Source organism: Pseudomonas agronomica (genome assembly GCF_025917275.1).
In the GTDB taxonomy this organism is placed as follows: Bacteria; Pseudomonadota; Gammaproteobacteria; order Pseudomonadales; family Pseudomonadaceae; genus Aquipseudomonas; species Aquipseudomonas agronomica.
The window spans coordinates 1-465 of sequence record NZ_JAOSHO010001044.1; the positions used below are offsets into that span (position 1 = coordinate 1).

Below are 465 nucleotides of genomic sequence, written 5' to 3' on the forward strand. Positions count from 1 at the left end.
GCGAGGTTCTGTGCTTGCACCGCTTGCAGCCAACTGTCCAGCGACTGTTCGGCCCGAGGGCTGGCGATCACCGGCAAGGTGTTGATGAACAAACCGATCTGCTGCTCGACGCCGGGCAAATCCGCTGGACGACCGGCGACCGTCGCACCGAAGGCAACCGTTTCCCTACCGGTATAGCGCTGCAACAGCAGCAGCCACGCCGCCTGCACCAGCGTGTTCACCGTGACTTTCGAGGAGCGAGCGAAGGCTTCCAGGCGACGTGTCAGCGACTCGTCCAACACCTGCACATGGTCACCGTAACCAACACTAGAATCCGTCGGCTTACCAACCGCATCGGCCAACCGTGTCGGTGCTTCCAAGCGTTGCAACGCCGGTTTCCAGAACGCCTCACTGGCCGCCGCGTCCTGGCATTGCAGCCACGCGATGTAATCCCGATAACGCCCGCCGGACACAGCAACGGATTGT

1 protein-coding gene is annotated in these 465 nt (G+C 62.2%); it reads right to left on the reverse strand.

Annotated features, from left to right (window positions below):
- On the reverse strand, positions 1-465 hold a 465-nt coding region (locus OC610_RS28810; RefSeq protein WP_264433209.1), incomplete at both ends, for a condensation domain-containing protein.